Consider the following 22,618-nt stretch of genomic DNA (forward strand, 5'->3'; position numbering starts at 1 on the left):
GATTTTGGCTACCGGCTCGCATCACTAGGATGATTGCAGGCCAGCGCAGTGTTGCCTGGCCCAACGGGTCGTAGGTTCTGTCGATCCGTTCTGTCGATCCGATTTCCAGCCAACCTATCGAGAGTACGACCATGCAATCACCCCGGCCACTGATATGTCTCGCGTCTTTGACTCTTGTCCTGCAACCTCTCGCGGCTCACGCGGATTTGACGGTAAAGATCGGGCAGGTTTCCCCGCTTACCGGCGAGCTGTCCCACATCGGAAAGGATGACGAAAACGGTGTGCGGCTGGCGATCGAAGATCTGAACAGCAGAAAGATCCGGATTGGCGGGCAAAACGTTACGTTCGTGCTCGACTCCCAGGACGATGCGGCCGATCCCAAGACGGCGGTAACCGTCGCCCAGAAGCTGGTAGATGATGGCGTGGCGGGCGTCGTTGGCCACGCGAACTCTGGAACATCGATACCTGCTTCCAAAAGCTACTCGGATGCAGGTATCCCGATGATCACCGAATCGGCAACCAATCCGAAGCTCACGCAGCAAGGATTCACGAACGTTTTCCGTATGGTTGCGAATGACGTGAGACAGGGCTCGGTCATCGGTGCGTATCTGGTCCACGATCTTGGCGCGCGCAAAATTGCACTTGTCGATGATCGTACGGCATACGGTCAAGGTCTTGCCGATGAGATCGAAAAGTCAGTCAAAGCCGCCGGAGGCAGCGTGGTCGCTCGCGAATACGGCACCGACAAGACAACGAACTGGATGGCGATTCTCACCACCATCAAGAGCCGTCAGCCAGAAGGTATTGCTTTCACGGGTGGCGACACGCAAGCAGCGGCGTTCGTGCAGCAGGCGCAAAAGCTTGGCTTGAGGGTGAAGTTCATTGCCGGCGACGAAGCGTGCACGCCCCAGTTCATCAAACTGGCCGGGTCTTCGATGGACAAGGACGTCTACTGCACCCTCGCGGGCGTGCCGCCTGCAAAGATGCCGCAAGGACCCGAATTTTTCAAACGCTATCAGCAGCGGTTCGGTGTTCCCGTGCAGCTGTATGCCCCGTATGCCTACGACGCGGTGCTTGCGATGGCGGACGCAATGCAGGCTGCGGGATCGACAGACCCCAAGGTGTATCTGCCGAAGCTGCGGGCCTCGAAGCTGGACGGCGTGACGGGCGCCATCCAGTTTGACGAGAAGGGGGATATCCGTAACGGCGCAATTACCGTTCGCCAGTTTGATCAGGGCAACTGGACCGACAAGTCAGTCGTGCGTTGACGGCCTCAGCCTCCCACGGGAGCCACGGGTACACCGAGCCCTACCTTCACGTTGCTCATGCTCACCAGCGTCTTGAAGCGTTTGACGTTGTTGTTTGAGAAGAACAGTTGTCGCGTGAGGGCCGTGTACTCGTCCATGTTGCGGACCGTCAGAATCAGCACGAAGTCCCATTCTCCCGCGACGTAGTAGCACTGCTGGATTTCCGGGCACTGTGCGAACGTGCGCTTCATCGAATCGAGCAGATCGATCTGCTCGCTCTCGACCTCGACCGTCGCGATGATCGTCAGAGGATAGCCGACCTTTTCGGGCGCGACGATCGCGGCGTAGTTGCGAATGATGCCTTCGTCCGACATCCGTCGCAATCTGCGATTGACGGCGGCCGTCGACAGGTTGACGCGCGCGCCCAGTTCGTTCTGAGGAATGTGCGCGTCGCGTTGGACTTCCATCAATAGCTTGAGATCAAAATCGTCCAGGCTGAGTGTCATGGCGTTTCGGCTGGAAGCTTGAGAAAGAGATATATTTTTGCATGAGAGGGGTCGATTTAGAGCTTTTTTCTAGCATCCCGAGGAATATTATTTCCTGCACCGACATGAGCATTCCACGAACTTCATGAGCAAGGACGTCCGACAATGGAAAGCACTCTGCAAGGCCAGCTGAAGAGCTGGCGCCAGTATTTGCACCAACATCCCGAAACTGGCTTCGAGGAAATCAATACGTCTGACTATGTAGCGAACATTCTCACGACGCTCGGACTGGAGGTGCACCGCGGCATCGGCGGAACTGGACTCGTTGCCAACCTGACGGTCGGAGACGGGGGGCGGGCTATCGGCCTGCGCGCCGACATGGATGCGCTGAACATCGCGGAGCAGGCACCCGATCGGGCGCATGCTTCGCGCAGCGCCGGAAAAATGCACGCGTGCGGGCACGACGGGCATATGTCGATGATCCTGGGGGCAGCGCGACTTCTTGCCGAACGGCGCGATTTCAACGGCACTGTCCGCTTCATCTTTCAGCCGGCAGAAGAGCATGGCCGTGGCGCTAAGGCGATGATGGCCGACGGCCTGTTCGAACGGTTTCCAGTCGATGCCATCTTTGGCGCGCACAACATGCCGGGCATGCGCGCGGGAACGTTTGCAACGCGTCCGGGGGGCATCATGGCGAGTGAAGACAACTTCGTCATTCACATCAAGGGGCGGGGCACGCACGCCGCACGTCCGCACATGGGGGTGGATCCGATCGTCATCGCTTCGCAGATCGTGATGGCACTGCAGACGGTCGTATCGCGCAATCTCGACCCGAGTTTGCAGGCAGTAATTTCCTGTACGGAATTCATGGCTGACGGCCTGAGAAACGTCATTCCGTCGAACGTCATCATCAAGGGCGATACGCGAAGCTATTCGCGCGAAGTCCAGACTCTGCTCGAGACTCGCATGCGTGAAGTATGCGAAGGCATTTGCCGCACGCTCGGGGCCAATTGCACTTTTGAGTACACACACGAGTTCGCTCCGACGGTGAACCCGGAGCAATACGTGGACGTCGCGGTCAAGGCGGCGCGCAATGTCGCGGGAACGGATGGCGTCGACGCCAATATTCAGCCAATGATGATTTCGGAAGACTTTGGCGCGTTCCTGCAGGTCGTTCCCGGCAACTTCATCTTTATTGGCAATGGCGAGTTGGCGGGCGAGGGCGGCACGCCGTTGCACAACGCCACTTACGATTTCAATGACGCGATCCTTCTGACAGGCGCCCGGTATTTTGCCGAGATCGCCCGGCTCGAGTTGCCGTGTGGCTAAAGATTGAAGGGATATAAATGAATACCTCTGTATCTTCCTCACCAAAACTCGACGGTGCGGTTCTGCTTCGGCAACTCCATCAACTCGGCGAACTGGGCGCCGATCGCGAGGTCGACGGACGGACTCGCATCGCACTCACTGACGATGAGCGCGCCGGTCGCGATCTTGTCGTCAGATGGATGCGCGAGCTGGACCTCGATGTCCGTATCGATCGCATCGGCAATATCTTCGGCACGTTGCGGTCCGATTCCGATGATGGCCGCCAGCGCCCGTTGATGATGGGTTCGCACATCGACAGCGTAAAGAATGCGGGCGCACTTGACGGTTGCTATGGTGTGCTTGCCGGACTTGCCGTCGCTCGGGCGTTTCGTGAGGCAGGTATCAGGCCGCCGCGTTCGATCACTATCGGCGCCTTCACCAACGAGGAAGGCGTCCGGTATCAGCCGGACATGATGGGCTCGCTGGTGTACGCCGGCGGCCTTTCCGTCGAGGCAGCGCTGGATACGGTTGGCATCGACGGCACCCGCCTTGGCGATGAGCTAGAGCGGATTGGCTATGCAGGCGAGCTCGAGCCCGGCGCAATCGTTCCGCACGAGTATCTCGAACTGCACATCGAGCAGGGCCCGATTCTCGAAGCTGAAAACATCCGCATCGGCGTCGTCGAGAGCCTCCAGGGTATCTCGTGGCAGCAGATTACCGTTGAGGGCAACGCGAATCACGCCGGTACGACGCCGACGCGTCTTCGTCATGATGCGGGCTGGGTGGCCGCTGCCGTTTCGACGTTCCTGCGGGAACTGGCCGTTGCTGCCGGCACCACGCTGGCCACGATCGGCATGCTGCGCATCGAGCCGAACGTCATCAACGTCATTCCGCGCAAGGCGGTGTTCACTGTGGACCTGCGCGATCCGGACGAACATCGCCTGCAGGACGCCGAGCGGCGCCTCGCGGAATTCCTGATAGCGGTAGCGGAAAAGGAGGGCGTGAGGATCACGACCGAACGCCTGGTCCGTTTCGAGCCGGTCGTATTCGATGTCGCACTGGCAAATGCGGTCGAAGCTTCGGCGGAGCGCCTGGGCTTCACGCATCGTCGGATGACATCGGGCGCCGGCCATGACGCCCAGATGATGGCGCGCATCGCGCCGGCCGCGATGATATTCGTGCCGAGCCGCGGCGGCATCAGCCACAACCCGCGCGAACACACGGACGACGATCAGCTCATCAATGGCGCCAACGTGCTGCTGGATGTCGTGCTCAGGCGCCTCGCAGAGAAGTGAGGCCGGTACCTGTTCGCCAATTCATATCATTCATTACTGGAGTATCACGCTCATGCTGGTAGTCAATCCACGTGCAACGCGCACCTCGTATCCCGGTGAGTTAAAAGAGATTCTCAGCATCGGGAAAGCACAGGAAAGCCGTGCCTGGCTTTCCTGCTGGGACAAGATTTCCCCCGAGCTAACCCCATTGCGTGAGTTGCCTGGGTTGGCCGCCAGGCTCAAGATCGACAGCATCGGCATCAAGGACGAGTCGGCGCGCTCTGTACTGGGTAGCTTCAAGGCATTGGGTGCGCCTGTTGCACTGGTCCGCCTGATTCAGCGGCTTTGGCCGAACCATGATCTCGACGCCCGTGGCCTGTTCGAAGGGCGCTATTGGGATCTGCTGACGCATTTCACGGTGGTTAGCGCGACGGACGGCAATCATGGGAAGGGTCTGGCTGCCGCCGCGCAGACGCTGGGTTGCCGTTGTGTGATCGTGCTGCACGCCAATGTCAGCGTCGAGCGCGAGAAGGCGATTGCCGCTTATGGTGCGGAGATTGTCCGGATCACCGGAAACTACGATGAGTCGGTTGAAGAAGCAGCCCGCCTGGCTTCTCTGAACGGCTGGCGCGTCGTATCCGACACGTCATACGACGGTTATGAAGACATCCCGCGTGACGTGATGCAAGGCTACGGAACGATTGCCGCGGAGATTGTGGAGCAGAGCGATAGCCAGCCGAACCAGCCGGCCTACACACATGTGTTTCTTCAGGGCGGTGTCGGTGGCCTCGCGGCAGGACTAGTCAGTTACCTGTGGGAATTCCATGGCGAGCATCGTCCGCGATTCGTCGTGGTCGAACCACAGCAGGCGGACTGTTTGTATCAGAGCGCATTGGCCGGACGAGCCGCACGTGCGACGGGTACCGTCGACTCCGTGATGGCAGGGCTCGCATGCGGGGAAACGTCGCCGCTCGCATGGAAGTTTCTGCAGCCTGGCGTCGATGCATTCATGACGATCAGCGACGACGATGCAGTGAACGACATGCGTATCCTGGCGGCAGGCAGCGATGCAGATGCACCGATCGTCGCTGGCGAGTCGGGCGTAGCAGGTCTCGCCGGTCTCATGGTATTGCTGCAGGACCAGGAGTTGGCGAGGCAAGTTGGCCTTGATGGCGGTTCCCGCGTATTGCTCGTCAATACCGAAGGCGCGACCGCGCCTGCTACCTATCGGGAACTGGTCGGCGAATCAGCCGAATCCGTCCTCGAGCGCCAGGTAGCCTGGTGCGCCAAAGCGATGGCCTGAGCGTACTCGCGCTCGCTTTCGCTCCTGGCTTGATGCCGCTCACCGGACCCGTTGTCCGCTCAAGACTTGCTCCAGCACTGCCGGGATTGGAGTTGCAGTGCGAGTGGGCCCGCAATGCCGTAGCGCCGTGGCCCGGAAGCGAGCCTGCTTGAGCGGCGCCTGCCATCTGCGAAGAGAGGGTGCAGATCACTTTGTCAGGATCCTCTCTACCGCTAAAACGACCCATTTCCCATCCTGTTCTTCGTAAAGCGTTGCCGAAGCGTTTCTGAGGTCGCCTGTCTGGGTGAATGCGATCGTGCCGGTGATTCCGTCAAAGGAATTCGATCGCAGGGCTTTGATGTATTGTTTTGGGTCGGTCGAGTCGGCCGCTTTCATTGCATTGATCATTGCCCATGCGGCGTCGTAGGCGAGCGGGGCGAACTGCACGATCCCAACGCCGAACCGGGCCTTCAGCCTGGCGTCGAGTTCGGCCGCGCGAGGCATCCGGTCGCGCGGAAGCCCGTATTCCCAGCTGAGCATTCCTTTCGCGCCCTGGCCGGCGAGTTGAAGAAAATGGTCGTTCGTGAATCCACCTTCCCCCATGAACCTGGCCTTGATACCTAGCTGACGAATCTGTTTCGCCAGGCCCGCGGCCTGAATGTCCTGACCGACATAGAAGATCAGGTCGGGGTTCAAACCCTTGATCGTCGTAAGCAGGGCTCGGAAGTCGATGGAGTTCGCCGTGGTGTACTGCCAGGTGACGAGTTGAGCGCCACGCTTCTGAATTGCCTTTACGTATTCCGTCACGAGGTTTGTGCCGTAGTCGGTGCTATCGTCAATGACCGCGATACGCTTCGCCCCTAACCGCTCAACCGAATAGGTTGCCGCGAGCAGCGCCATCTGATCGTCATTGCTGATTGTCCGAAAGGTGGTTTCGAAGCCTTGCGCGGTGTACGAAGGTGAACTCGACGTCGGCGAAATCTGCGGAATTCCGGCCCGCCGGTACACCGCGGATGCCGCGACCGAACATCCGGAATTGTAGTGACCAATGACCCCGTTCACACCTTCGTCGACAAAGCGCTGCGCGACCAGCACGGCGGTTTTGGGGTCCGCGGCATCGTCCTGGCCGTCGATCTGGAATGCGACTTTCTTTCCACCGATTTTGAGACTTTGCGCGTTGGCTTGCTCGAAAGCGAGACGAGCGGCGTTCTCGACATCCTTTCCGTTCGATGCCGAAAAGCCGGTCAGTGGTGCGGCGATTCCTATCTTGACTACCACCACATCTTCCGACTTTCCGATTTCCTGCGCGCCGGCGTCGAAAGAGAAAAGCAGGATGATCGCAAGAGCAAAGTGACGAAGAGACATGAGTGCTCCACAGGCAATTTTTTGTGCAAAGGGGTGTATCAGCCGTTAGCGTGCGCGGCCGGCCAACAGGCAGAAATCGCGGATCCATTGGGCGCTTGTCAATTTGTCTTGCCTCGACGTGCTTTAAGGTTCTTGAGGCGTCCGGCGGGATCCACTGGCTTTCGCCCAATCGCCGGCGAGTCGCGGTTCGCCAGATGAGCAGTGAGTTTCTTTCCCTCGGTCATGTTGTGCGCTTCGGCCAGTCTGCCCGCTTCGTCGACATTCCCTGCCAGAATCGCTTCGGCGATCGGGCGATGCTGTTCGACGATCGCGTCTCCATTCTCGACAAGGGAATCGCTCGAGCGGATATAGATCCGAATCTGACGCTCGATGACTTCGTACTGGCTTTTCAGTCGTCCATGATCGGCGAGATCGATCATGGCCTTATGGAACGCAAAGTCTGCTTCGGCAATGGCGCGTTCGTTCGAGGTGGCACAAGCGCGTTCGAGAGCAGCAAAGCAGCTGCGAATCTTGTCCCGTTTCGCGACGTTCAGCTTGGCAGCCACCAGCTGGGCGGCAAGACGCTCCAGGCTCGACCTCAGCGTGTAAAGCTCCCAGACGTCCTTCGGGTTCAGGGTGATGACCGTCCAGCCCGTGTACGGAACGAGTGTCGTGAGCCCTTCCTTGGCCAGGTGATGCAGCGCGGCTCTGACAGTCGCGCGCGAAAGATCCATCTGCTCCGCGAGCTGAATTTCAGTGATTCGCGCGCCAGCGGGCAAATCTCCGCTGATGATCGATTCGCGAAGGATGTCGACAGCTTGCGATCCCATGGACCGCTTGACGACCTTGGGTACATTCAGAACAGAGGACATTTGAATTGCTCCCACCTGGATAACTGCGCCACTTCAGCCAGACAGAATCGCTATCGTTGGAATTCATCATTGTAGACAATCCACAACTATCTACGCCGCATCTCGAAACCCGATCGTCATTCGCTCCATGCGCTCAAAAAGAAGAGTACAATTGTCGGCATTAAGTCGACAATGGTTCGAACAATTTTCGGCCCTGCGACAGACATGGCGGACAGGAAAATGGCAAAAGAGACGGTAGCGGACATTCAGGGCGCCAAGGAAACCGGCACGGCACGGGTTTATGTCACCTTGCGCAACGAAATCCTCACGATGAAGCTTGCTCCCGGGACGCATCTCGACGAGATGGGCGTTGCGGAACGCTTCGGTGTTTCGAGGTCGCCCGTGCGCGAGGCGCTGGTTCGTCTGTCGGCGGAAGGGCTCGTGAACATCCTTCCGAATCGGGGCAACGTCGTTGCGCCCATGGACTTCGGCCGGGTGCCGGAATTTCTGGATGCACTGGATCTGTTGCAGCGCGTGACGACCCGCCTCGCTGCACTGCACCGAACCGATGAAGATATCCAGACCATTCGCCTGGCGGCGAAGGCATACGAAAAGGCGGCGGCGTCGAGTATTAAAAAGCACAATAGCCTGGAGATGATCGAGAAGAACTATGAGTTCCACATGGCTGTCGCCAGGGCTGGAAGGAACGTGTATTTCGCAGATATTTATCGCCGGTTGCTGGAAGAAGGGCGACGGATGCTCAACCTTCACTTCCAGTTTCAGACCCTCGCGAACATGAGCTCCGAGCAAATGGCGAGCGACCATACGGAGATGGTGGCCGCGATCGAAGCAGGCGACGCCGACTGGGCCGAGGCCACCGCACACCAGCACGCGGTTCAGTTCAAAGGCCGCTTCATGCAATTCCTCGATAGAAACCTGACGGCCCAGATGCCCATCAACTATCCGACGAGCAAGTAGGCATGAAGTAAGGCGCGCTTCGCGCGATTGCTTCAGTTCGGTTTCACCACAAACAAGCCGGCCGGGAACGTAAGTCTTCACGGCAGGCTTCCTTGCTCGCGCTATCTTCAGCTTTTTTGCGTGTGAGCAGTTGCATGACCGGAAACCAGCCGGCCTCCGATCGCCCAACTTGCGTGCGCCCTTTCGTCGAATACGATTTGCACATCAGCGAGGGTGCATCCAGTGATGCGGACGGTTTCGCGCGTGAGCGCCTCGGCGAGTTCGGATTTTTGCTCCAGTGTCCTTCCTGCGAGCATTTCTACGTGAATGATGGGCATTACAGTTCCTTCAGCGGATGATGGTTGGGCGTTACTCAGGTTGCGATGCGAACGCCAGATAGGCCGTTGAGACGAGCCAGCCGCAATCGATCGGTAGCGTGACACCGGTAATCGCGGCGGCTTCGCCCGAACAAAGGAAGTAGACCGCGTCGGCGACGTCAGATGGCTTTACGAAGCGGCGCAGCGCCGAACGTTCGATCACGGCATTCGGATCACGTTGACCACAGTCGATGCGCGCCTGCATTGCCTGTGTCAGCGTGTAGCCCGGCGCGACCGCGTTCACACGAACGCCGCGCGGGCCCCATTCGGCGGCCATGGTTTCCGTCAACGCTTTGAGCCCTGATTTGCCAACGGTATAGGCGACCTGTGCGGACGAGCGGAACGTCGTCATCGAACATAGGTTGATGATCGATCCGCGGCCTGCTTCGCACATGGAAGCGCCGAATGCCCGCGATGCGATCAATGTCCCGCGCACGTTGATCTGGAACAGGCGGTCGAATTCCGCGAGATCCATGTCCAGCACGCGCACGGCGTTCTGCAGGATGCCCCCTGCATTGACGAGCGCATGGGGCGCACCGTATTCCCCAATCACCACCGATGCGAACGTGGCGACGTCGTCTTCGCTCGCCAGATCAACCTGATGAAAATGGGCGTCCAGTTTTTCGGCCCGCAGTTCTTCGGCAACACGCTTCCCGCCGGCGGCATTCACGTCCGCCAGGATCACACGATGCCCGGCGCGAGCGAAGCGACGCGCGCAGGCTTCGCCAATTCCACTTGCGCCGCCCGTTACGACGACCACTTCTTGGTTGACCGACATTTTCCTCTCCTAGATGGCCGGCGATTTTTGCGCCTGCCCGCACCAAAGCGACTTATTCAAGTCGACCTAATGACGACAATGATCGTGCTGGCAGATGCGTATGTCAAGAAATCCTGCGTTTCATTGCCGACACATGTTTACCCTGGTTCAAGGCTGAAACCCTTATGTGAAGGGAGTTTCGCATCAAATCGAACCATCGGTTTTAATTTTCACGTTGACATTGTCGGCTTTTGATCGACAATGCGATCCATGGACGAGATGCACTTGTCGCGGCGAAGGAGCTGTAGGGGCTGTGTCGACAGCCGCAGCAAATTATTGTCGCCAATCATCAATTCCATGTGAGCCGGCGTACCGCTATTTCTGGAATGCGCAGACGGTAAGCGGCGTGCACCTTCAACTTGGAATCCGAGCCAACACCAAGGTCTGATGGCCTCAGACGGCTCGAGAACGATCGGGAATCGATATGGCAAGCGCGAGAATTGGGGTCGACATCGGCGGCACTTTCACGGACCTTGTGTTGCTTGACGACAAGGGTTATGTGACTTTCACGAAAGTCTCTTCGACGCCCGCGGCGCCTGAGGAGGCGGTGCTGACGGGTGTGCGGCGCATCCTCGAACAGGCGGGGATGAAGACGTCCGATGTCACCGAGGTGCTGCACGGCACGACGGTCGGTTCGAACACCATGCTGCAGAAGGTCGGCGCGAAGTGCGGCCTCATCACGACGAAGGGTTTCAGGGATGTCCTCGAAATCGGCCGTGTGCGCACGCCGACCATGTTCGACCTTTCGTGGGACAAGCCGGTGCCGCTCGTCGAGCGCCGCTATCGTCTGGAGATTGATGAGCGGGTGCTGGCATCCGGCGATGTGCTGCGTCCGACACCGGTCGACCAGGTCATCGCGGCAGGCAAGTTCTTCCAGAGCGAAGGTGTCGAGTCCGTCGCGATCTGCTTCATCAATTCGTACAAGAACGGCGCGAACGAAAAGGCGGCGCTGGAAGCCTTCCAGCAAGCGTTCCCCGACATCAGCGTGACGGCATCGATCTCGGTGCTGCCCGAGCTGCGCGAGTATGAGCGCACCTCGACGACGGTCGTGAATGCCTATGTGCTGCCGGCATTGCGGACCTATCTGCAACGTCTGGAGTCGGGACTCGAGCGGATCGGCGTCAATGCGCCGCTGCTGGTGAGCAATTCGAATGGCGGTTTGTCCAGCGCGCGGATCGCTCAGGACACACCGGTGTTTTTCATCTCGTCCGGTCGCTCGGCAGGCGTGGTCGGCGCGGGGCGGCTCGGTGACGCGATCAATGAGAAAGAACTCGTCGTCTTCGACATGGGCGGTACGACCGCATCCGCGTCGCTGATTCATGAGGGGCAGCTGGCGCGCACCAACGAGTACGAATTCCGGGCTGGTATCTCGACGCCGAGCCGCTTCATCAAGGCGGGCGGCTACATGATGCGCGTGCCGACCATCGACGTCGCCGAAGTGGGCAGCGGCGCGGGCTCGATCGCGTGGACCGATGCGGGCGGCCTGCTCAACGTCGGTCCGGTGTCGGCGGGTGCGTTCCCCGGACCGGTGTGCTATGGCATCGGCGGCGAAAAGCCCACCGTCACGGATGCGAACGCCATTCTCGGTTTCCTGCCGCAGAAGCTTGCGGGCGGCACGATGGAGCTGAACATTCAGGCCGCGCGCGATGCAGTCGAAAAGTTGCTCGCGAAGCCGTTGGGCATCGGTGTCGAGGAGACCGCGGTCGGCATTCGCGAAGTCGTGAACGTCAACATGGCGCGGACCATCAAGGCGGTGACCGTGGAGCGTGGCGTCGATCCGCGCGATTTCACGCTCGTTGCGTTCGGCGGTTCCGGTCCCGTGCACGCATGCGATCTGGCTCGCGCACTCGACATGAAGCGCGTCGTGTTCCCTGCCGCGCCGGGCGTCTTTACCGCGATGGGCATGCTGGCAGGCGCCGTCGAGCGCTATTTCGTACGGCCGTCGCTGAGCTTGCTCGATACGCTGGACATCGATGCACTCGCGAACGTCGTGACGGAAATGCGCGAGGACGCGCGCCGTGCGCTGGCGGACGAAGGCTATTCGACCGACCGCATCGAATACGTGTTCGATCTCGACATGCGTTTCAAAGGGCAGGACTACGAGATTCCGGTCCGCATTCCCGCCGAACTGACCGACGGCTCGCGTGAAGTCTTGCGCCAGGGATTCCGCGACGCCTACGCCGCGATCTACGGCTACGCATCCAATGATGCGATCGAATGCGCGAACGTCCGCCTGCTCGCACGCGGCATTGCGACCAGCACGCTCGACTTCAACGACATCCGTAGCGCGAAATCAGCAGGAAGCGGCGAGGAAAAGAGCACGCGTCGTGTCTATTTCGACCGCAAGACCGGCTGGGTCGATACGCCCATCGTGCCGCGCTCCAAACTCGACAAGCCGCTCACGGGGCCTGTGATTCTCGAAAGCTCCGATACCACGATCGTGATCCCGCGGGGCTGGCGCGTGAGCACCGACAAGGTAGGCAGCGTGATTGCCTCACTCGACTGATTTCACTGGAGTAGTCATGACCCAACGTAACGTTGACCCGATCACTTTCGCGGTCGTCAAAAACGCGCTCGACACGATCGTCGACGACATGGCCTTCGCCGTGATGCGCACCGCCCGTTCGCCGATCATTCGCGACGTGCTCGATTATTCGGTCACGATGTGCGATGCCAAAGGCCGCATTCTCGCGCAGGCGAAAACGGTGGCACTGCATCTGGGCGCTGTGCCCGATGCGGTGGACGTGATCATCGACAGGTACGCCGCCTCCGTCGAGCCCGGCGACGTCATCATCCTGAACGACCCCTATGAAGGCGGCATGCACCTGCCGGACATCTTCATGTTCAAGCCGATCTTTCATGAAAAACGGCTGCAGGGCTTCTCGGTGGTCATCGCCCACCACTGCGATGTCGGTGGACGCGTGCCCGGTTCCAACGCGGCCGATTCAACCGAGATTTTCCAGGAAGGCATCCGCATTCCGCCGACGAAGCTCTACCAGCGCGGCGAGCCGAACGAGACGCTGATCAACATCATCAAGAAGAACGTGCGTCTGCCTGACCTCGTGCTCGGCGACCTCGACGCGCAGCTCGCCACCTGCAACATCGGTGAGCGCGAACTGCTCCGCATGATCGATCGTTACGGCGAAGAGAACCTGCAAAGCTATTTCGACGAGCTGCTGGACTACGGCGAAAGGCTGACGCGTCAAGCGATCGAGGCATGGCCCGACGGCGTGTACCAGTTCACGGATTACATCGACAACGATGGCTTCTCCGAGGACGCGATCCCCATCAAATGCGCGATCACCGTCGCGGGATCGAAGATCAGCGTCGACTTCGCCGGCTCGTCGCCGCAAGTGCGCGGCGCGATCAACTCAACGCTCTCGTTCGTGAAGTCGGCGACGTATCTCAGCGTGCGCTGCGCGCTCGAAGCCGATGTGCCCAATAACGCAGGCGTTTATCGCTGCATCGAGATCACCGCACCGGAAGGCTCGATCCTCAATCCGCGCATGCCAGCGCCGGTCGCTGCGCGCGCGCTGACGGGTTATCGCGTTGTCGATTGTGTGCTCGGTGCGCTGGCGCAGATCGCACCGAAGAAGGTGATGGCGGCGGGCGAAGGCGGCAATACGGTCATCGCATTGAGCGGCTATGCCAAAGGCTCGAGCGAACCGTTCATCCTGGTCGACATGATCAATGGTGCCTGGGGCGGCCGCTACAACAAGGACGGCATCGAAGGCGTGACCAACCCGTCGCAGAACATGTCGAACATGCCGATCGAGACGCTCGAAGCGCGCTATCCGATCGTGATGGAAGCGTACGGTTTCGCCACGGATTCGGGCGGTGCCGGCGAGTATCGCGGCGGCCTCGGGCTGGTGCGCGAATACCGCATCGAAGCGGAAGAAGTGGTCGCGCAGATCCGCTCGGATCGCGCGAATCATGCGCCCTATGGTCTGTTCGGCGGTGGCTCGGGTGCCTGCTCGGCGAACTATCTGCGCTCGGCTGAAGGCTTGTCGCCGCTGCCCAGCAAGTTTACGCGGACGCTGCACCGGGGCGCGATCATCCGTCACGAACAGGCAGGCGGCGGCGGTTATGGCGATCCGCTGGCACGCGCATTCGAGCGCATCGAAGCGGACCTCGCGAACGGCAAGATCACCCGCCAATACGCGCAGGAGCGTCACAGGGTCGTGTTCGACGGCGATCAGATCGACCGGGCCCGTTCGAACGCGGCACGCAACGCGAAGTAATCAAGAGGAGATGACTCGATGAATCAGAGTTTGAAAGACCGCCTGCACGAACTGGGCATCGCGTTGCCACAATCCGCGCCCAAGCCTGGTGCGAATTTCCTGCCGGTCAAGAAGGTGGGCAACCTCCTGTACGTGTCCGGTCAGGTGCCCGTGCTCGACGGCGTGGATCAGTACGTCGGCAAGCTCGGTAAAAGCGTCTCGATCGAGGACGGTCAGGCCGCCGCGCGACTCTGCGCGGTCAACATGCTGGCGCAGGTGGACCGCGCGGTGGAGGGCGACTTCAATCGTGTCGCGGGATGTGTCCGGCTTGGCGGCTTCGTCAACGCGACGGAAGACTTTAGCGACCATCCGAAGGTAATCAACGGCGCGTCGGATCTGATGGTGGCGGTACTGGGCGACGCTGGCCGGCATACGCGTGCCGCCGTGGGATGCGTCTCACTGCCGAGAGGCGTGGCGGTCGAGCTCGAGGGCATTTTTGAACTCAAGTAAGGCTTGAGCGTGTAGCAACAAACAAAACGATCTATTGAATCCCCTTATCACTAGAGGTTGATCATGTTGAAGATGTCTCGAATCCTTGGTCGCGCTTTGGTCGGCGCAACGGTGTTTGGCGCGCTCGCCGCCAGTTCGGGTGCCTACGCGCAGGACAGTTCCACCTGGCAAAGCGTACGGCAGGCGGGCGTGCTTCGCTGCGGTGTTGCCACCTCGCCTCCGTACACGATGAAGGACCCGAAAACGGGCGCCTATAGCGGCGTGTTTCCGGATCTGTGCCGTCAATTCGCCGAGCAGGTCCTCAAGGTCAAGGTCGAGTATGTGGACACCACCTGGGACAACATCGTCGCGGGACTGCAATCCGAGAAATGGGACCTCTCGCTGGCGCTCAATGACACGCCGGAGCGACGCAAGGCGATTTCATTTTCCGAGCCCGTGCTCGACTACAGCGTGACCTTCACCTACAACAGGAACAACCCGAAGGTGCCTAAGCAGATCCACACGATCGCCGACATCGACAAGCCGGGCACGACGGTCACGGTGATGTCGGGCACAGCGCAGGATAAGGCGATCTCGGCGGTGCTCAAGCAGGCGACCATCATGCGCTTGCCGGGCTTCGATGAGACGCGCCTCGCGTTGATGTCCAAGCGTGCCGATCTGCTCGCCGACGATAACATGACCAACCAGCTGCTGGTCAGCGCGCACCCGGACTGGGCGGAAGCCTTCAAGCCGAACCCTCTGTTGGCCCAGCAAGGCATTGCTTTCGGGATTCGCAAAGATACGCCTGCCGCAGACGTCGCCCTACTGAATCAGTTCATCGAGAAGCAGAAGCAATCCGGTGCCGTGAATCATCTCGTTGATGTGTCGGTGAAAGAAACGGTGGCCGCGTCGAAATAAGCGGCCTGGATTGATGGGGCCGCGGAGATCGCGGCCCCATCAGGTTCAGCCGACGGGTGAGACGTCATTGCTCGGTCGAGCGTTTGAACGAAGTTGCGAGCGCCAGCGTCGCGCTCCGCCGGAGGAGATCCTCATGTCGTTATCTCAGATAAAAGTACAACCGGTGGCAAGCTCGACCGGGCCGGGAACCGTCTCGTCTTTGCCATCGATGTCGGGTGATTTTGTGCAGTTGAGAAACGTGTACAAGTCATACGGCGAAAATCTGGTCGTCATGGACCGCATGAGCCTGAACATGCGCGCCGACGATCGCCTGGTCGTGATCGGCCCCAGCGGGAGCGGCAAGAGTTCGCTGCTTCGCGTGCTGATGGGTCTGGAAGGTGTGCAGGGCGGTGAGATTTCGTTTCAGGGCAAGCCCTATATTCGTGGGGTTGACGTGGGCGGATCGAAACGGATCGACCCGAAGCTGCAAAAACAGATCGGCATGGTGTTTCAGCACTACACGCTGTTTCCGCATCTCTCGGTGCTCGGCAATCTGATCCTCGCGCCGGTCAAGGTGCTGGGGCTTTGCAAGGCGGAGGCGACGGAGCGCGCACGGAAGTATCTGGCTCGGCTCGGACTCGAGAGCAAGCTGCAAGCGTACCCCAGCCAGCTTTCCGGTGGCCAGAAACAACGCGTGGCGATTGCACGAGCGTTGATGCTGGAGCCCAAGCTGATGCTCTTCGACGAAGTGACCTCCGCGCTCGATCCGGAGATGGTCATCGAAGTGCAGAACGTGATGCTGCAACTGGCCGAGCAGAAGATGGCGATGATCATCGTCACGCACGACATGCATTTCGCGCGAGACATCGCGACGCGCGTGGTGTTCTGTGCGAGCGGCAAGGTGGTCGAGGAAGGGGCGCCCGCCGAGATGTTCAAATGCCCGAAGGAAGCTCGCACGCGCGAGTTTCTGGAGAAGGTCCTTCATCTGGATTGAGCGAGGCGGGTCATGGGCTATCAGTTTGATTTCAGTTTTCTGAAGGGAAGCGCGGACGCGCTGTTGCAGGGTCTGAAGGTCACGTTGGAACTGGCGTTGGCTGCCAACGTGATGGGTCTCGTGCTCGGCTTCTTTCTGTGCCTGCTGGTGATGAGCCGCTGGCAGTTCGTACGTTGGCCGGCGCAGCTCTTTATCGAATTCTTCCGCTGCACGCCGGCGTTGCTGCAGATCGTGTGGTTCTTCTATTGCATCCCAATGATGGTCGATTTCTTCATCGACCCTATCGCGATGGGTGTGCTCGCACTCGGGCTGAACCTGACAGCCTTCAACGCGGAGGCCTATCGCGCTGGGGTGCAGGCCGTCCCACGGGAGCATCTCGATGCCTGTGTCGCGTTGGGATTGAAGCCGTGGCAGCGCACCTTCTTCGTGGTTCTGCCTCAGGCGTTGCGCAGCGCGTTGCCCGTGCTGATGACCAACGGCATCGGCACGCTCCAGCAGAGCGCACTGGTCGCCATTGTCGCGGTAGCAGACCTGATGTACGTCGCGAAGAGTCTCGCGACCGAAGCTTACCGACCGCTGGAAACCTACTCGGTCGTCGCGCTCATCTATTTCGCGCTGTCGCTTCCGATCTCGCGTCTGGTTCATGTGATCGAGCGTCGGCAAGACGCCGCCGTACAGCGTTAAGGGGATGGCAATGAATATCGATGTCGGGATCATCGGCTCATACTGGCTCGTGCTTCTGAAGGGCCTTGCCCTCACCGTGGCATTCACGGGGGGCTGCGCAATACTGGGAAGCCTGCTCGGCTTCGTCGTCAGCCTGTTGCGGCTGTCGCCGTCGCGCTGCGTGAAGGCGCCGACGTGGTTGTACGTGGAGCTTTTTCGCGGCACGCCGCTGCTCATACAGCTCTTCTGGATCTTTTTCTGCTTTCCCGTGGTGTTTCGTCTGCCGATCCCGCCGTACCTGTCGGTCATCATCTCGTTGACGCTGTACATGACGGCGATCACCAGTGAGACATTTCGCGGCGCGCTTAAATCGATCTCGGGTGAACAGCATGACGCATGTTTTGCGCTCAGTCTTTCACCTCAGGTCAAGATCATCCACGTGATCTTTCCGCAGGCCTTGCTCCGCGCCATTCCGCCGCTGCTGTCGAACGTGATCAGTCTCTTCAAGGAGAGCGCGCTGATATCGTCTGTCGGCGTCGCCGACCTGATGTACGTGGGGCAGAGCATCTCGAACGCCACGGCACGTCCGCTCGAATTCCTCACCACGGTTGGAATTATTTACTTTCTGGTTGCCTTTCCGTTGACTCGTCTGGTTGGTTTGATCGAGACGAGATTCCTGCGCCGCTTTGCATATTGAGCGCCCAGGGTATTCAATAAAAAAATCCGATTCAATTTGCAGCACGGACACTATCGAAGATGAACTCGCTACCTCGAGAGCATTTCTCCCACCCTTCGGCGGCTCCCGCATCGACTGAGCAGGCGGTTGTGATTGGTGGCGGAATCGTAGGAATCTGCTGCGCGCTCTACCTTCAGCGCGACGGCATTCAGGTCACCCTGATCGATCCGGCGGCCACAGGCGACAGCACGGCCAAATGGAGTTGCGGACAGATTTCGGTCGGCGAGATCATTCCGCTCTCGAAACCGGGCCTTCTGATGAAAGTGCCGGCTTGGCTGATGGATCAGACGGGTCCCCTCGCGCTGCGGCCGAGCGCACTGCCTGGAATCATTCCGTGGCTGCTTCGCTTCATGTCCTGCGCACGGCATTCGAAGATCGACAGCATCGCCCGCTCGATGGCCTCGCTGACGAAGGAGGTGTTCGCGGATTACGCACCGTTGCTCGATGCTTGCGACGACAAGGCGCTCCTCGTTCAGCGGCCCATCATGCAGGTGTTCGACGGACCCGAGGGTGTGGAACGCGAACGCGGTCATATGGAGCTTCGCGAGTCGCTCGGATTCTCTTCGCAGGTGCTCAATGCGTCGGAGATTGGCGATCTCGAGCCGGCGCTCCGCGGCCGATTTTCGCATGGCATCCTGCTGCCGCAGTGGCGCTTCGTGAGCGATACGGAGGGTTTCATCGCGGCGCTGACAGAGAGCTTCGAAAGCCGGGGGGGACGACGGATTCGTTCCACGGCAGTTTCGATCGATGAAGGCGCGGGGCGCGCTACAGGCGTCACGCTTGCAAATGGCGAACGCGTTGGCGCGACGCAGGTGGTGCTCGCTGCGGGCGCTGGCGCTACACGCTTCTTTTCCCAGCTCGGTATCAACGCTCCTCTCGAGGGCGTGGCCGGCTACCAGGCGCTTCTGCCCGAGCCCGGCGTCGATTTCCGGCATTCGGTGATCTATTCCGACGGTGGATTTTGCTTTACGCCGATGCGTCGCGGTTTGCAGATCGGCGGCACGATCGAGTTTTCCGGGCGAAACGCGAAACCGAATTTCAGGCGCGCGGAAATCATCCTCGAGAAGGCGCGTCGGGTTCTGCCGCAACTCAAGACCGACCAGCACGAGTTCGGTGTCGGTTATCGGCCGTTTCTGCCGGATACGAAGCCGATCATCGACCGGTCGCGACGTTTGCCGAATGTGCTGATGGCGATCGGTCATGGGCAACTGGGCTTGACGCTCGGAGCGACGACAGGCCGTCTGATTGCTGATCTGGCCATGGGTCGAACGCCGAAGCAGGATCTGGCGGCGTTCAGTGCGTATCGCTTCTGACGACGGATTTTGATGACCGACGCAACGTCGGATACGAAATACATTTCTAAGGTGAGTCAATCATGCGCTGGAAAAAGACACTTCAACTGGTAGGTGTGCATTGCGAAGGCGAAATCGGAAAAGTCATCACGGGTGGCGTGGTGAACGTCCCCGGCACGACGATGCTCGACAAGATGAATTACCTCAACGAGGTCGACGACAGCCTGCGAAAGCTCGTCGTGCTCGAACCACGCGGTTGCCTGCAGATGTCGGTGAACCTGCTGTTGCCTCCGACGCACCCGGAGGCGCACGCGGGCTTCATCGTGCTTCAGTCCGACAAGGCGCATCCGATGTCGGGAAGCAATTCGATTTGCGTGGTGACGGCTCTGCTAGAGATGGGAATCGTGCCGATGCAGGAGCCGGAAACCACCGTCGTGCTGGACACGCCGGCGGGCCTCGTTACTGCGCGAGCCACCTGCCGTGATGGTCGCTGCGTCGGGGTATCGCTGAACATGGTTCCGGCCTTTGTCGAGCATCTCGATCTGCCGATTGAAACAGCGGAATTTGGCAAGATCAAGGTGGATATCGCCTTCGGCGGCGTGTATTACGCGCTCGTCGACGTGGAGCAGGTCAAACTCGCCATCGCCCCGGAAAATGCGCGTCAGCTGGCGGACCTCGGCGTCAAGTTGCGAAACATCATCAATGAACAGGTGAGGATTCAGCATCCGCTCTATCCGGAGATCAACCAGATTGCTTACGTGATGTTCCGCAACCGCGTGAGTGACGTGGAGTATCAAACCTGCACGACACTGCCGCCAGGGAGAATCGACCGGTCTCCGTGTGGCACGGGCAGTTCCGCGAATCTCGCAACGCTTGCCGCTCGCGGGAAAGTGGACGTGGGAGGAAAGCTCAAGTCGCGCTCGACGATCGGAAGCGAGTTCGGCGTCGAGTTGCTCGGAAAGACCGAGGTGGGCGGCAAGGCTGCGGTGCTGCCTCGCATCAGCGGGCGCGCGTGGATTTACAGCGTCGAGCAGATCGGCGTCGACCCCGACGATCCGCTGGCGGCCGGCTTCATGCTGAGCGATACCTGGGGCGAAGGCTTTCCGAAGAAGTGACGCGTTTTCGACGCCTCCCCTGCAACATCACAGTTAGTGATACGAATGACGAAGGACTTTCATGATTACCGGAAAAACTGGCGTTTTCTTCATGGTGGCGGACCCGATTGAACAGGTGCGTACGCCGGAGATTTTCAACAAGGTATTGCCCCTTTGCGACGAAGATGCGGTCATGGTCCCGCTACAGGTCTCCCCGGAGAATCTCGAAGCGACGGTGCGCTCGCTCTTCAGTTCGCCAACGACGCGAGGCATGGTTCTGTCGATTCCCCACAAGACGGCGGCCGCGTCGATCGTCGACCGTCGCTCGAAGGGTGCGCAGGTTGCGAACGCGGTCAATGCCATTCGACGCAATGCGGCCGGCGAACTTGAAGGAGAGTTGTTCGATGGGCTCGGCTTCGTCAAGTCCATGGAGCGCTATGCGATGGAATACCGCGGCAAGTCGGTGTTCCTGGTTGGCGCGGGCGGTGCGGCAAGCGCTATTGCGGCTGCGCTGTCGGAAGGCGCGGTGTCCTCGATCGGTCTGTACGACCCCGATACCGCCAAGGCACGCCAGTTGGCTCAGTCGATCCAGAAGCAGTACGGCGTACCCGTTTCTGTGCAGCAGAGCAATGATCCCGCCGCGTTTGAAGTCGTGATCAATGCGTCGCCGCTGGGTCTCAAGACGAGCGATCCGCTGCCTGTGCCGACCGATCGCCTCGCACCGAAAGCGCAGGTGTGCGACATCCTGATGAAGAATCAACCCACGCCGCTGCTCAGAGCCGCTATGGATAAGGGAATGGCGGTTCTCCCTGGATTCGACATGTTGATTCTGCAAACCCCGTTGTTTCTCGATTTCTTCGGTGTGCACAAAGCGGCGGACCTGCTTCGCACCGATGATTCCTTCGCGCGAGATATGCTGTTCCCGGTGGAGCTTAGGGATCTGGTCAAACGCGCAGCGTGAATCGCTTAACAAGCAAAAGCCGGTTCTGCATTTGCAGAACCGGCTTTTTTCATGCGCCTCCCTCATCGACGCAAGGGACGCGGCTCAGCGCGCGAATTCGTCGAGGCTGAACCCATGCGCGTAAGGCTGCGAGTCATCCACGTAGTGTTCGCCCCGGCCGGTGATCCAGGCCTGTCCTTCGACACTTGGCAGTACCGCGTCGAGACCGCTGTCAAGCCTGGTGACCGCTTCGACCCGGCCGACGAAAGCGCTCATGATCAGGCTCTGATGAGTGAAGGTCTGCCCCTCGCGCAATAGCCCCCTGGCGAAGCGTTGCGCCACACGCGCGGACGTGCCCGTTCCGCAAGGCGATCGGTCGATCAGCGTCGCGCCGGCAATGACGACCGCACGGCCATCTGCGTCCTCCGCTTGTGGCGCGCCGGTCCACATGCAATGCTTCACGCCGCGAATCGCAGGCTTGTCGGGATGTACGACGTCGATCGTTTGGTTGACCGCTTCCTGCATCTGCCGACCGTACTCCAGCAGTTGCTCGGGCGAGAAATGCTCGCAGCCAGGAAAGTTGGGCTGCACTTCGACGATCGGATAGAAGTTGCCGCCATAAGCAATGTCCACGACGAGTTTCCCGAGTACGGGGTGATTCACCTCGACATCGCGATGGAGCAGGAAGCTCGGCACGTTGGTGAAGCGAACGGCTTTCACGCGGTTGCCGTCCATCTCGTAGCGTGCGGACAGTTGACCGGCTGGCACATCGACGACGACTTTTCCCGGTTGACGCGGCGTGACCAGACCCGTTTCGATGGCGAACGCGATCGAACCGATCGATGCATGGCCGCACATCGGCAGGAAGCCCGACGTTTCAATGAAGAGCAGGCTCATGTCCGCATCGGCTGACATCGGCGGATACAGGATCGTGCCTGACATATGCGCGTGTCCACGCGGCTCCATCATGAGGGCGCGGCGGATCCAGTCATATTCAGCGAGGTAGGCTTCCCGAACGGCGGCCATCGAAGCGCGCTTCAAGATGGGTGCGCCTTTTGTCACCATCCGCACGGGCATGCCTTCAGTGTGGCCTTCGATGCATTCGAAACGATATGTGGTCATGGAGTTTTCCAGAGTGGGCGGGCGACTCGCGCAGTTAAATGATTGCAAAAAAAACCAAAAAAGGCCCCGAACGATATTCGGGGCCTCGTCCAAAGCCATCTTAGGAACGGGTGAGAAATAACTTCTCGAAGTGACCCTGGCCGGTGCAAAGCGACGCTGGTAAGATGCGGTCATTCTGGAGGACAGACGATGCAGGCTGGTTACCGGGCTGAGATTGAAACGCGGATGA

Annotated in this window: 22 protein-coding genes; 16 read left to right on the plus strand and 6 right to left on the minus strand. The window is 59.8% G+C overall.

Annotated features, from left to right (window positions below; genetic code table 11):
- Window positions 1–131 precede the first annotated feature (131 nt).
- Window positions 132–1,268: a branched-chain amino acid ABC transporter substrate-binding protein gene (locus AB3X96_RS34955; RefSeq protein ID WP_368593283.1), complete on the plus strand. Its 1,137-nt coding sequence runs from the start codon at window positions 132–134 to the stop codon at window positions 1,266–1,268.
- Between the two features lie 5 nt (window positions 1,269–1,273).
- Here the strand turns inward: AB3X96_RS34955 and AB3X96_RS34960 are convergent, their stop codons facing one another.
- Window positions 1,274–1,753: an Lrp/AsnC family transcriptional regulator gene (locus AB3X96_RS34960; protein ID WP_368593284.1), complete on the minus strand. Its 480-nt coding sequence runs from the start codon at window positions 1,751–1,753 to the stop codon at window positions 1,274–1,276.
- 144 nt (window positions 1,754–1,897) lie between these two features.
- Here AB3X96_RS34960 and AB3X96_RS34965 point away from each other — a divergent pair, with 144 nt between their 5' ends.
- Genes AB3X96_RS34965 through AB3X96_RS34975 form a run of 3 tightly spaced genes read left to right on the plus strand, consistent with a single transcriptional unit; the run spans window position 1,898 to window position 5,617 of the window.
- Entirely contained in the window at window positions 1,898–3,061 is a 1,164-nt protein-coding gene (locus AB3X96_RS34965) for a M20 aminoacylase family protein (protein WP_368593285.1), read from the plus strand.
- A 17-nt stretch (window positions 3,062–3,078) separates the two neighbouring features.
- Complete coding sequence (locus tag AB3X96_RS34970; protein WP_368593286.1) at window positions 3,079–4,335, plus strand: Zn-dependent hydrolase; 1,257 nt, start codon at window positions 3,079–3,081, stop codon at window positions 4,333–4,335.
- 52 nt (window positions 4,336–4,387) lie between these two features.
- A complete protein-coding gene (locus tag AB3X96_RS34975; protein WP_368593287.1) occupies window positions 4,388–5,617 on the plus strand; it encodes a diaminopropionate ammonia-lyase in 1,230 nt (409 codons plus the stop codon).
- 186 nt (window positions 5,618–5,803) lie between these two features.
- On the opposite strand, the gene AB3X96_RS34980 is transcribed toward AB3X96_RS34975, so the two are convergent.
- Window positions 5,804–6,961: a branched-chain amino acid ABC transporter substrate-binding protein gene (locus AB3X96_RS34980; RefSeq protein ID WP_368593288.1), complete on the minus strand. Its 1,158-nt coding sequence runs from the start codon at window positions 6,959–6,961 to the stop codon at window positions 5,804–5,806.
- 98 nt (window positions 6,962–7,059) lie between these two features.
- Window positions 7,060–7,812 carry a GntR family transcriptional regulator gene (locus AB3X96_RS34985; RefSeq protein WP_368593289.1) on the minus strand — a complete coding sequence of 251 codons (753 nt, stop codon included), beginning with the start codon at window positions 7,810–7,812 and terminating at the stop codon, window positions 7,060–7,062.
- Between the two features lie 219 nt (window positions 7,813–8,031).
- On the opposite strand from AB3X96_RS34985, the gene AB3X96_RS34990 reads away from it, so the two are divergent.
- Window positions 8,032–8,769, plus strand: a complete 738-nt coding sequence (locus AB3X96_RS34990) for a GntR family transcriptional regulator (RefSeq protein ID WP_368593290.1) — start codon at window positions 8,032–8,034, stop codon at window positions 8,767–8,769.
- Between the two features lie 107 nt (window positions 8,770–8,876).
- Here AB3X96_RS34990 and AB3X96_RS34995 read toward each other — a convergent pair whose 3' ends face one another.
- Together AB3X96_RS34995 and AB3X96_RS35000 are read right to left on the minus strand one after the other, a co-directional pair.
- Entirely contained in the window at window positions 8,877–9,086 is a 210-nt protein-coding gene (locus tag AB3X96_RS34995; RefSeq protein ID WP_129962162.1) for a tautomerase family protein, read from the minus strand.
- A 31-nt stretch (window positions 9,087–9,117) separates the two neighbouring features.
- The gene (locus AB3X96_RS35000) at window positions 9,118–9,903 is read right to left on the minus strand and encodes an SDR family NAD(P)-dependent oxidoreductase (RefSeq protein WP_368593291.1); all 786 of its coding nucleotides are present in this window, start codon (window positions 9,901–9,903) and stop codon (window positions 9,118–9,120) included.
- On the opposite strand from AB3X96_RS35000, the gene AB3X96_RS35005 reads away from it, so the two are divergent.
- The 11 genes from AB3X96_RS35005 to AB3X96_RS35055 all read left to right on the plus strand — a co-directional run bounded on the left by AB3X96_RS35005 (window position 9,814) and on the right by AB3X96_RS35055 (window position 21,288).
- Window positions 9,814–10,137 carry a hypothetical protein gene (locus tag AB3X96_RS35005; RefSeq protein WP_368593307.1) on the plus strand — a complete coding sequence of 108 codons (324 nt, stop codon included), beginning with the start codon at window positions 9,814–9,816 and terminating at the stop codon, window positions 10,135–10,137. The two genes, AB3X96_RS35000 and AB3X96_RS35005, sit on opposite strands and share 90 nt — an antisense overlap.
- Before the next feature lie 229 nt (window positions 10,138–10,366).
- Window positions 10,367–12,448 carry a hydantoinase/oxoprolinase family protein gene (locus AB3X96_RS35010; protein WP_368593292.1) on the plus strand — a complete coding sequence of 694 codons (2,082 nt, stop codon included), beginning with the start codon at window positions 10,367–10,369 and terminating at the stop codon, window positions 12,446–12,448.
- Between the two features lie 16 nt (window positions 12,449–12,464).
- Complete coding sequence (locus tag AB3X96_RS35015) at window positions 12,465–14,183, plus strand: hydantoinase B/oxoprolinase family protein (RefSeq protein WP_368593293.1); 1,719 nt, start codon at window positions 12,465–12,467, stop codon at window positions 14,181–14,183.
- Between the two features lie 18 nt (window positions 14,184–14,201).
- Window positions 14,202–14,672, plus strand: coding sequence for a RidA family protein (locus AB3X96_RS35020; RefSeq protein WP_368593294.1), 471 nt, complete (start codon window positions 14,202–14,204; stop codon window positions 14,670–14,672).
- 96 nt (window positions 14,673–14,768) lie between these two features.
- Complete coding sequence (locus tag AB3X96_RS35025; protein ID WP_368593295.1) at window positions 14,769–15,569, plus strand: substrate-binding periplasmic protein; 801 nt, start codon at window positions 14,769–14,771, stop codon at window positions 15,567–15,569.
- 133 nt (window positions 15,570–15,702) lie between these two features.
- Window positions 15,703–16,542 (plus strand): amino acid ABC transporter ATP-binding protein, encoded by an 840-nt coding sequence (locus AB3X96_RS35030; protein ID WP_368593296.1) that lies wholly within the window; start codon window positions 15,703–15,705, stop codon window positions 16,540–16,542.
- Between the two features lie 12 nt (window positions 16,543–16,554).
- Entirely contained in the window at window positions 16,555–17,226 is a 672-nt protein-coding gene (locus AB3X96_RS35035) for an amino acid ABC transporter permease (protein WP_368593297.1), read from the plus strand.
- Window positions 17,227–17,236: 10 nt separating this feature from the next.
- Window positions 17,237–17,902, plus strand: a complete 666-nt coding sequence (locus AB3X96_RS35040) for an amino acid ABC transporter permease (protein WP_368593298.1) — start codon at window positions 17,237–17,239, stop codon at window positions 17,900–17,902.
- A gap of 59 nt (window positions 17,903–17,961) precedes the next feature.
- Window positions 17,962–19,254, plus strand: coding sequence for an NAD(P)/FAD-dependent oxidoreductase (locus AB3X96_RS35045; RefSeq protein ID WP_368593299.1), 1,293 nt, complete (start codon window positions 17,962–17,964; stop codon window positions 19,252–19,254).
- 62 nt (window positions 19,255–19,316) lie between these two features.
- Complete coding sequence (locus AB3X96_RS35050; RefSeq protein WP_368593300.1) at window positions 19,317–20,348, plus strand: proline racemase family protein; 1,032 nt, start codon at window positions 19,317–19,319, stop codon at window positions 20,346–20,348.
- 61 nt (window positions 20,349–20,409) lie between these two features.
- Window positions 20,410–21,288 (plus strand): shikimate dehydrogenase, encoded by an 879-nt coding sequence (locus AB3X96_RS35055; RefSeq protein ID WP_368593301.1) that lies wholly within the window; start codon window positions 20,410–20,412, stop codon window positions 21,286–21,288.
- Window positions 21,289–21,372: 84 nt separating this feature from the next.
- Here AB3X96_RS35055 and AB3X96_RS35060 read toward each other — a convergent pair.
- On the minus strand, window positions 21,373–22,618 hold a 1,246-nt coding region (locus AB3X96_RS35060; protein ID WP_368593302.1), incomplete at its 5' end, for a 4-hydroxyproline epimerase.

This window comes from Paraburkholderia sp. BR13439, from assembly GCF_040948805.1.
GTDB lineage: Bacteria > Pseudomonadota > Gammaproteobacteria > Burkholderiales > Burkholderiaceae > Paraburkholderia > Paraburkholderia youngii.

Excerpts from the sequence above, each read along its gene's own strand:
- AB3X96_RS34955 (WP_368593283.1), top strand. The coding sequence starts at position 132 with ATGCAATCACCCCGGCCACTGATATGTCTCGCGTCTTTGACTCTTGTC.
- AB3X96_RS34960 (WP_368593284.1), bottom strand. The coding sequence starts at position 1,753 with ATGACACTCAGCCTGGACGATTTTGATCTCAAGCTATTGATGGAAGTC.
- AB3X96_RS34965 (WP_368593285.1), top strand. The coding sequence starts at position 1,898 with ATGGAAAGCACTCTGCAAGGCCAGCTGAAGAGCTGGCGCCAGTATTTG.
- AB3X96_RS34970 (WP_368593286.1), top strand. The coding sequence starts at position 3,079 with ATGAATACCTCTGTATCTTCCTCACCAAAACTCGACGGTGCGGTTCTG.
- AB3X96_RS34975 (WP_368593287.1), top strand. The coding sequence starts at position 4,388 with ATGCTGGTAGTCAATCCACGTGCAACGCGCACCTCGTATCCCGGTGAG.
- AB3X96_RS34980 (WP_368593288.1), bottom strand. The coding sequence starts at position 6,961 with ATGTCTCTTCGTCACTTTGCTCTTGCGATCATCCTGCTTTTCTCTTTC.
- AB3X96_RS34985 (WP_368593289.1), bottom strand. The coding sequence starts at position 7,812 with ATGTCCTCTGTTCTGAATGTACCCAAGGTCGTCAAGCGGTCCATGGGA.
- AB3X96_RS34990 (WP_368593290.1), top strand. The coding sequence starts at position 8,032 with ATGGCAAAAGAGACGGTAGCGGACATTCAGGGCGCCAAGGAAACCGGC.
- AB3X96_RS34995 (WP_129962162.1), bottom strand. The coding sequence starts at position 9,086 with ATGCCCATCATTCACGTAGAAATGCTCGCAGGAAGGACACTGGAGCAA.
- AB3X96_RS35005 (WP_368593307.1), top strand. The coding sequence starts at position 9,814 with ATGCCCGGCGCGAGCGAAGCGACGCGCGCAGGCTTCGCCAATTCCACT.
- AB3X96_RS35000 (WP_368593291.1), bottom strand. The coding sequence starts at position 9,903 with ATGTCGGTCAACCAAGAAGTGGTCGTCGTAACGGGCGGCGCAAGTGGA.
- AB3X96_RS35010 (WP_368593292.1), top strand. The coding sequence starts at position 10,367 with ATGGCAAGCGCGAGAATTGGGGTCGACATCGGCGGCACTTTCACGGAC.
- AB3X96_RS35015 (WP_368593293.1), top strand. The coding sequence starts at position 12,465 with ATGACCCAACGTAACGTTGACCCGATCACTTTCGCGGTCGTCAAAAAC.
- AB3X96_RS35020 (WP_368593294.1), top strand. The coding sequence starts at position 14,202 with ATGAATCAGAGTTTGAAAGACCGCCTGCACGAACTGGGCATCGCGTTG.
- AB3X96_RS35030 (WP_368593296.1), top strand. The coding sequence starts at position 15,703 with ATGTCGTTATCTCAGATAAAAGTACAACCGGTGGCAAGCTCGACCGGG.
- AB3X96_RS35035 (WP_368593297.1), top strand. The coding sequence starts at position 16,555 with ATGGGCTATCAGTTTGATTTCAGTTTTCTGAAGGGAAGCGCGGACGCG.
- AB3X96_RS35040 (WP_368593298.1), top strand. The coding sequence starts at position 17,237 with ATGAATATCGATGTCGGGATCATCGGCTCATACTGGCTCGTGCTTCTG.
- AB3X96_RS35045 (WP_368593299.1), top strand. The coding sequence starts at position 17,962 with ATGAACTCGCTACCTCGAGAGCATTTCTCCCACCCTTCGGCGGCTCCC.
- AB3X96_RS35050 (WP_368593300.1), top strand. The coding sequence starts at position 19,317 with ATGCGCTGGAAAAAGACACTTCAACTGGTAGGTGTGCATTGCGAAGGC.
- AB3X96_RS35055 (WP_368593301.1), top strand. The coding sequence starts at position 20,410 with ATGATTACCGGAAAAACTGGCGTTTTCTTCATGGTGGCGGACCCGATT.